The sequence below is a fragment of the Chamaesiphon sp. OTE_75_metabat_556 genome (assembly GCF_031378165.1).
GTDB lineage: Bacteria > Cyanobacteriota > Cyanobacteriia > Cyanobacteriales > Chamaesiphonaceae > Chamaesiphon.
Map to the genome: position 1 here is coordinate 1 of NZ_JANNDR010000524.1, position 8,241 is coordinate 8,241.

7 protein-coding genes and 1 pseudogene are annotated in these 8,241 nt (G+C 42.6%); 5 read left to right on the plus strand and 3 right to left on the minus strand.

Annotated features, from left to right (window positions below):
* Both RMO27_RS20800 and RMO27_RS20805 read left to right on the plus strand, forming a co-directional pair.
* Window positions 1-760: AAA family ATPase (locus tag RMO27_RS20800; RefSeq protein ID WP_309736171.1), on the plus strand; the 760-nt coding region annotated here is incomplete at its 5' end.
* Entirely contained in the window at window positions 757-1,440 is a 684-nt protein-coding gene (locus RMO27_RS20805) for a hypothetical protein (RefSeq protein ID WP_309736173.1), read from the plus strand. The genes RMO27_RS20800 and RMO27_RS20805, both read left to right, overlap by 4 nt.
* On the opposite strand, the gene RMO27_RS20810 is transcribed toward RMO27_RS20805, so the two are convergent.
* Complete coding sequence (locus RMO27_RS20810; RefSeq protein WP_309736174.1) at window positions 1,426-3,480, minus strand: response regulator; 2,055 nt, start codon at window positions 3,478-3,480, stop codon at window positions 1,426-1,428. The two genes, RMO27_RS20805 and RMO27_RS20810, sit on opposite strands and share 15 nt — an antisense overlap.
* A gap of 140 nt (window positions 3,481-3,620) precedes the next feature.
* Here RMO27_RS20810 and RMO27_RS20815 point away from each other — a divergent pair, with 140 nt between their 5' ends.
* Window positions 3,621-4,754 (plus strand): class I SAM-dependent methyltransferase, encoded by a 1,134-nt coding sequence (locus tag RMO27_RS20815; protein WP_309736175.1) that lies wholly within the window; start codon window positions 3,621-3,623, stop codon window positions 4,752-4,754.
* 129 nt (window positions 4,755-4,883) lie between these two features.
* Complete coding sequence (locus tag RMO27_RS20820) at window positions 4,884-5,222, plus strand: DUF4342 domain-containing protein (protein ID WP_309736178.1); 339 nt, start codon at window positions 4,884-4,886, stop codon at window positions 5,220-5,222.
* A gap of 161 nt (window positions 5,223-5,383) precedes the next feature.
* Here RMO27_RS20820 and RMO27_RS20825 read toward each other — a convergent pair whose 3' ends face one another.
* Window positions 5,384-5,821, minus strand: coding sequence for a hypothetical protein (locus tag RMO27_RS20825; RefSeq protein WP_309736180.1), 438 nt, complete (start codon window positions 5,819-5,821; stop codon window positions 5,384-5,386).
* 501 nt (window positions 5,822-6,322) lie between these two features.
* Window positions 6,323-7,120 (minus strand): TIGR04255 family protein, encoded by a 798-nt coding sequence (locus tag RMO27_RS20830; RefSeq protein ID WP_309736183.1) that lies wholly within the window; start codon window positions 7,118-7,120, stop codon window positions 6,323-6,325.
* Between the two features lie 329 nt (window positions 7,121-7,449).
* Here RMO27_RS20830 and RMO27_RS20835 point away from each other — a divergent pair.
* Window positions 7,450-8,241 (plus strand): annotated as a pseudogene (locus tag RMO27_RS20835) (DNA mismatch repair protein MutS); the annotation flags it as partial.

The following is an 8,241-nucleotide window of genomic DNA, read 5'->3' on the forward strand; positions in this document are numbered from 1 at the left end:
AGGCATAGAGATGCCTAAGTTCCCACCATCAGAGAGTTTAATTAAAATCTTGCGATCTAAAGATAAGATTATTCCAATAATTAATGGGTTAAGTTTGATTGTTGATAGTCAAGTTCAACAATCGGGAAGATGGGTAGGTAGCTCTATACACGATCGAACAGACGGATTATCACTATCAGATATTAGAGGAATAAATGGTACTTTAGTCGATCGACTAGGCTTATTGTGGATTAACAATCGAGAGATATTCGATCGAGTCAAGTCTAATTTTATTGAAATATTTCAGCAAGTTGCGGATTTCAGGATATTAACAACGCGATCAAGGTTTGAATGGTCTGAAAAAGCAAGCCCTATTTTTTCATTGGAGCTAAAGGAGATAGGGGTAGATCAATGGATTACTCAATCTAATCTTTCAATGGGCATGTTGAAAACCCTCGCTCATATTGTCGAGATATATCTATTGGCAGAAGGCAGTATCCTACTAATCGATGAGTTTGAGAATAGTCTAGGTGTTAACTGTATTGATGTCGTAACAGAGTTGTTAAACGATCGAAAAGATATTCAATTTATCATTACCAGTCATCATCCCTATATTATCAATAAAATTCCGATGCAATATTGGAAAATTATTACTCGTAAAGGAAGCTTAGTAACTGCGACAAATGCGACTGATTATGAGGAATTGTCAGGATCTAGACATAAGGTATTTACTCAGCTCATCAATCTACCAGATTATACTGAGGGAATTCAGGTCGGATGAACTTGTATTTTATAGTTGAGGGCAAAACAGAACGTCAAGTATATCCATTTTGGCTGGGTTATTTGTTGCCAGAATTGCAACGGGTAAAAAATCCTAGTCAAGCTCACACGAATAATTATTATTTAATTAGTGGTGGTGGTTATCCTTCTCTTTATGAAGAAGTTGAAGCTGCTGTAGAGAATATTAATATCAGCCAAAAATACAATTATCTGATTATTTGTACGGATGCTGAGGAAAATAGTGTCGAGTACATGCAACAGGAAGTTCGTGAATATTTTCTTGAAAATCAACTAAACCTTGAAAATACTCAACTAAAAATAGTTATCCAAAATAGGTGCATCGAAACTTGGTTTCTGGGTAATAGCAAAATATACTCTCGACAACCTCAATCACAAAGATTGCTGGATTATAATCGCTACTATGATGTCTCAAAAGAATGTCCAGAATTAATGGGCAAGTACGAATCAGATGTTCATGCTCACTTCCATGAGGCTTATTTGAAGGAATTATTTGCAGCCAGAAATATGCAATATTCTAAAACAAAGCCTAGAGATGTTCAAGAGGAATATTATCTCCAAGAGTTGCAGAGTAGATCTCAGAGACAAGCCAATCATTTACCAACTTTCCAGAATTTTATTGAGTTTTGTGCCCTCATTCGATCGCAGTTAAAAAGTATCTAACAGTAATTGCTGTAGAATATCTAATTGGTTTAAGATCTGACGACTTTGAGGAGATTGTAAGGCATTATCCTGTGGTAATGCAGCATTAATAGACATCAACGCTGCTTGAATTTTATCCCGATTTGCCAGTTTAGAGCGATTGACATCACTGCGCTGCCATTGGGTGACTTTCAATCTTTGCACCTGCTGACGCTCCATTAAATTAGTAATCCGCGCAATAATTTCGGGTCCAATTACTGGCTTGGTCACAAAATCATCAGCTCCGATCGCAAAAACTTGGTGAATGATGCTGGGTTCATTGTGGGCAGTGAGAAAAATAATCGGCAGATCCGACCACTCCGATCGATCTCGAATTGACTGGCATAAATCCAACCCACTAACGATCGGCATTTCGATATCTAAAATGACGAGATCGGGTTTGGCGATGGGCAAAACCTCCCAGAATTTTTGGGAATCGACCAGGGTCGTAATTTTGAATCCCCACGGGATTAGTAGTGCGCGCAAAATCGCCAAAATTTTCAGATCGTCATCGACAACTAATACATGCGTCTGCGCGGATTCGGCATTGGAAATCGCTAGTTCGATCGATGCCATCAGATCGGTGATCGCAGTCGGGTAAATACTAATATTCTCTAACTGGTGTAAGGCTGGATCTAGATGCGCTGGATCGGCAATAGCAATGACGGGGACTAATGGCACTTGTTTGTTGACTTCGACGAGTAAGCGCAACACTTCATCTGTTTGCTCGATCGCCGCCGCTGTCAGTAAAATACAGCGACTGCGATGATATTGGAGTTGCGATCGAGCTGCCGCGATCGTCTGTACAATTTGTACGACCCATCCTCGCGCCGCGATTAGGGATTGGATGTGGAGATCGAGATCTTTATCTGTCGATACCAAGAGAATATCTGTCGCAATATCTGGTTCAAAACTGTGCGGATCGCTAATCGAAATTGGCCGATCTAGTTCTTCGCGGAGGGCGGTGACGAGTGAAAATAGCAGTTGCCCTTGTTCGGCAGTCAAATCTCGACCACTACCGAGTAATTTTTCAATTTGGCGCGCTAATTCCGAACTTAGGGAAAAGCCAAACGATCCCAGCGAACCAATCAGTGAATGAGCGATATTTTTGCCGATCTTTTGCCAATCGGACTGGAGATCTCGGTTTAAAAATCTCACGGCCAGTTGCTCTAATACCGCAACTTGCTCGTGGACTTGCCCCTTGAATTTCTCCCAAGTCTCATTGAGCAGCGACGTTCCCGGTGGATCGATGGGTTTGAGTCGATAACCAATGCCATACACCGTTTCGATCGTATCTGCTGCTGCGCCGACTTGCTTGAGTTTTTGGCGCAAACCTTTAATATGGGTGCGAATAGTATCTTCACCAGGGGCATCCAAAGACCACAGGTGGTCGAGAATGGCATTACAGCTAAATACTCGCTTGCTGTTGCGCAGCAATAGCTCTAGTAAGGCATATTCTTTGGGGGTAACGGGGACTACCTGATCGCCAAAAGTGACAGTAGTACTGACCGGATCGAGATGGAGATTGCCCCAGCTCAAAATTGGCACTGAGGGTGCGTGAGAGCGGCGCAATAGTGCCCTAATTCTCGCTAGTAGCTCATCGCGATCGAATGGTTTTCCCAAATAATCATCAGCACCAGCATTTAGTCCATTGGTGCGATCTGCCGGAGAATTTAGGGATGTGAGCAGCAAAATCGGCACGGTATTGCCCTTGGCGCGGATCTCGCGGCAGACAGTCATGCCATCTTTTTTGGGCAAAGTAACATCCAATAAGATCGCATCATATTCATAAGCATCGCTCAGATCTATGCCTGCTTGTCCATCTGTTGCCAAATCTACTGCATATTTATTGCTTTCCAGCAGCGTCTCAATCAGGAAGGCAATTGCCGGATCGTCTTCGACTACGAGAATTCTCATCGGCTCATCTCCCAAAGACTTTTTATCGATCGTGACACAGATCTGCAAGCTTTGGAAGGGGGCATGGGCACACGCTGACTCGATTGAACAGAAGCTGTTAGTCATTTAATTTACTTGTCTTTTCCCCGCTCTCCGCTTTCAATAAATCTGGTATGCGATCGAAATGCAAGGACAGCATCGCTGTCTTCACGAGTTCCTCAACTTATCGATCTACTTTGGAGATACGAATAGGGGGTACAACTGAAATGACTTCTGAACATCTATTTCCAGCACCGCCAAAACAGCTTCCGATCGGCAACAATCTGACGATCCAAAGTCCATTAGCCTATAAAATGACCCGATTGATGGCTAGTGTGCTCAATGCCGGTCAAATGACCTTAGCGGAAGCTTATATTAATGGCTTAGAAATTCCCGATCTGGTCTTTCGATCGCTAATGCAAGCATCGATGCCCTTGTTATTCAAACACGCGCCCGGTTTACTCGCTCCCTATGAATGGGTCTTAACCGAATCCGATCGATTAGCTGAATCCTCACGCGAACTGATGCAGGTGCAGTACGACTTGCCCCAAGCGATGCTCAATCAGATGTTGGGAGATTGGCCGATTATTTATCCCAAGTACAGTATGGCCTGGTGGGAAGATGGAGCCACCGATTTAGAATCAGCCCAAATTCAGATGATCGATCGAGTCATCGAACGACTCGAAATCGTCGATGGCGATCGAATTTTGGATTTTGGTTGTGGTTGGGGTTGCGTGCCCAATTACATCATGTCCAAATTCCCAAATGTCCAGTTTACTGGGGTAAATCTCAGTCATCACCAGTGCGAATATATCCGGCACAAAATGCAAGATCCTCAGAGTTTTCTGAGTGGCGGTCGATTTACCTTACATGAAGGGGATTTAAACGATGTCCAGTTCGGCCAAAAATTCGATAAGATTCTGTCGATCGGCGTCTTTTGTCATGTGGGAAATTTGACTAACGCGTTCGAGAAACTTTCATCCCTACTCGAAAGTGAGGGTAAGGTCTTCATTCATCTGATTACCGCCCGCATCCCCAACAATATGTCATCGGGGTTTACCCACAAGTATATTTTCCCCCACGGTCGTTATTGGAACTATGATGCCATTCCCAGTCACAATCGCGATCTCCAAACTATCGATCGATGGTATCTCAATGGGATGAATTATCACCAGACATTTATGACTTGGTTAGAGCGATTTGATGCCGCTCAAGCCAGTGTCAAGCTGTTGGACTATGGGATGGACTATTCCAAATTTCGGCGAATCTGGCGGTTTTATTTACTGCTATTAGCAACCGCTTTTGCGACTTGTGATGGTGAATACAATGGCAATGGTCAATATTTATTGACTCATCGATAGCTAAAAATATCTACTATCGATCGAACCAGTCCCAAATTTATTGGGGCTGTATCTCACTGACAAGACCTCACAAGTTTCTCAACATTGTCCTCTATGCTAGAGCTATCATCAGCGATGGAGAGTGAAATTATGAACGCACCTGTTGATTCCGAACAAAACGTCGAACGAGTTCATGCTGAGTTAGCAACGACAGCACCCGCAACTCAGACTGAAGAAAAGATTGGGGTAGAAGAATTTACGATTACGGGGGATGCACTCGTTACCAAAATTAAGGAACTGATTCACCAAGGTAATATTCGGCGGATTATTCTCAAAAATGAAGAAGGGCGCACATTAATTGAAATCCCCTTAACCGTCGGGGTGGTTGGTGGCGTGCTCAGTGCGGCTCTATTCCCCGTCATGGCTGCTGTCGGCGCAATTGGCGCAATGGTTGCTCATCTGACGATCGTACTTGAGAAACGTGAATAACCTAGCAAAACCTTGGTCTGGCTTGATCGAATTAAATAGTCTCTGCTAAATAGCTCGATCGATTGGTACTGTCAATCGATCAGCACTGACGATCGAGGGGCACGAGATTTGAGTAAAATATTACTGAGACTTACTTAGCTGGATCGACATTTCATGCCCGACTAATCTTGATAATTTGGGATCGATCGCATAATATCATCGGCTAGTTTGATAGATATTGCTACCTTTGACTCGATACCCTGAACATTATCTTCATAGTCTGCTTGATTCCTATTGATCCTCAGCCGGCTAAGATCTTTACCTGCTTTGCTCAAATTCCTATTCGGAGAATTACTTAATTCATCAGATACATACTTATGAACATTGACATCATTATTCTGTCTTTTCAATCGAGGATCGTCTAACTCATCTCTTAAATAGTTTCTAGCAATACAAAAAGCTGCATAATAAGCCCGACTGATCGATGCTCGCAAACAAGCATTCGATTTGCCATGGCTACTTTCTGTGATTTTTGAGCATTCACTGATGTCACTTATGCCTGCTAGATTCAGCGACAACTCAAAATAATCATTCCAATTAAAGTTAGAAAAATTCGACATGAACAAGTATATCGTTTGGAATACGAGCTTGAAAGCACCGATCGTCTAATTCTTGCAGCTTTATGAATGCCGTATCTGAATGTAGCCGAGTATTCACAACAATGGCAAACTTGTCCAGAGTAAAGTTTTCTGGATCTTTAATAATTGTGAGTTGTAAATTATCACCTTTAAAACAATTAGCTGTAATCGGTAGCAACTTAAGTAAGACAAGTATCAAGTGAGGCTTTTCCTGTAAGTAATCAGCTATACCTTCGTCAACATTTAGCAAGTATTCTTTTGCAAAATACGATGTAATTTAGTTGATAGGTTGACGCTTGTCAGTACTAGTTGTCTTATTGTTTGTTATTAAGAAAGGACTCCCATTAATACAAGGATTAAGTTTGGGAACAGTAGTTATTAATTTTAATGAGTCTATAAGAGGTGATAAATAATCATCTCGTCTGGGATTGAGAGATGGTGAAGCTGTTTTTACCTGTTCAATTGGTTGATAAGCTGTATATGTCATTTAAAAGTCTCCAATAAATCACCATCAACTAGAGTAAAAAACCAATCATGCGTAATATTATGAGCTTCTTCTAGCCATTCTTTCGCTGATTCTTCGATAGAATCAGATTGTATATGCTTAGTGCTAATAACCGTAGTTTCCAGAATAAGTGCTTCTACTGCAAAAATATTTTGACTATCTCTTTTTTGTCCTCGCAAAATCTTGAAGTTTAATAAGTCAGATGTTTTTAAATTATAGGAAACAGACATATTGAAATCAGACGGCATATCAGAGAGAAAACGGTCACTCACTAATCGAGGGTTTATAGCAATTCCAAAATTTAGCTTTTCTCTGAGAAAATCATATATATTCTGTGATTCGATGTTTAAATCCAAAGCATCTACGTATTTCAGTACCAAACTAGTTATTTTAATTTTCCCCTTTTGAGAATGGGACTCTATAACTTGCTGAATCACTTTCATGACTCTAGTTGAAAAATTCTCCCAGGTGTATTTTTCCGTTTCATTTATAGTCACAATACCCACCCCTACTTGAACAAGCGGCCATTGTTCGATAGCTACTCTAAAACGATGTAACGGGAATCCTTCCATAACAGAAACTGAAATACCAGGTAAAGGAAAAAGTGGCATTGATATAGCTTCATATACAGGATAGCTACTCTGTACCTTTTCCAATAAATTAGCTAATGAAATTTGTTTGTTAGGGTTGTCGATTGAACTTTCATTTTGAAATTCCCATCTAATCTCACAAATTGCCTCTATCAGTGGTCTCTTATTAAGTGTATCTATAGTCATGTTTTAAGATACGCTGTAGCAAGAAATATGTCTAGTTTATTTTAAATTTTAGAATGTTGTATTGAAGCAGTTCGATGTTTCTATAGTACCGTAAGATGTTGAGATAATTACCATTGCAATGCAACGATCGTTTATTTGGTACGATCGAGATACCGTTAGATAGCAAGAGTGTTCTTCCAACTACGTTAAAATAGGGATTAAAGTCTCGCACTATTCGCCCATCCATGACCGATAGCACCCCCGATTTGACTGGAATTCGCACCAGTCAGACTCAGAGTCAGATTCGCAACGCCGATTATCGCTTACTTGATCGCACCAAGCTCTCGCCGATGTACCAGCATTACGTCGAGGTCAAGGAGCAATATCCCCACGCGCTGCTGTTATATCGGTGTGGGGACTTCTTTGAGACATTTTTTCAGGATGCGATTACGATCGCGCGGGAACTCGAACTCGTCCTGACGAGTAAAGAGGGCGGTAGAGAAATCGGGCGCGTGCCGATGACTGGCGTACCGCATCATGCGGTCGATCGCTATTGTGCCATGCTAGTCGAAAAAGGTTACGCGATCGCCTTATGCGATCAGATGGAAACCGCCGCCGAATCCGCTGCATCTGGAAGTAATCTCGTCCGGCGCGAAGTCGTCCGCGTCCTGACTCCCGGCACGATTCAGGAAGAAGAAATGCTCCAATCACGGCGCAATAATTTCCTGGCCGCGATCGTCCTGGTGGGTGATAATTGGGGGTTAGCCTACACAGATATCTCGACGGGTGAATTTCTCACCACCCAGAGCACCGATTTAGAAGTGCTCACCCAAGAACTAATGCGGCTCCAACCGCCCGAAATCCTGATTCCGATCGCTGCACCGGATCTCAATCGCCTGCTGCGTCCTGGCGAAACCTCCGACTTACTCCCCACCAATTTGCCCAATTGCTTCTGCTATGCGATGCGCCCGCTGGCACCATTTACCCTGCCAGAAGCCAAGCAACGGCTCTTGGATACGTTTAAGATGCGATCGCTAGAATCTTTGGGGTGTACGCCATTTCCCCTCGCTGTCCGAGCTGCTGGCGGCCTATTGGAATATCTCGAAGCCACCCAAAAAAGTAACCCCGTCGCCCTGCAACCC

What these genes read in the sequence shown, in the direction of transcription:
- RMO27_RS20810 (WP_309736174.1), bottom strand. Translation starts at nt 3,480, where the DNA reads ATGACTAACAGCTTCTGTTCAATCGAGTCAGCGTGTGCCCATGCCCCC.
- RMO27_RS20830 (WP_309736183.1), bottom strand. Translation starts at nt 7,120, where the DNA reads ATGACTATAGATACACTTAATAAGAGACCACTGATAGAGGCAATTTGT.
- RMO27_RS20825 (WP_309736180.1), bottom strand. Translation starts at nt 5,821, where the DNA reads ATGTCGAATTTTTCTAACTTTAATTGGAATGATTATTTTGAGTTGTCG.
- RMO27_RS20815 (WP_309736175.1), top strand. Translation starts at nt 3,621, where the DNA reads ATGACTTCTGAACATCTATTTCCAGCACCGCCAAAACAGCTTCCGATC.
- RMO27_RS20820 (WP_309736178.1), top strand. Translation starts at nt 4,884, where the DNA reads ATGAACGCACCTGTTGATTCCGAACAAAACGTCGAACGAGTTCATGCT.
- RMO27_RS20805 (WP_309736173.1), top strand. Translation starts at nt 757, where the DNA reads ATGAACTTGTATTTTATAGTTGAGGGCAAAACAGAACGTCAAGTATAT.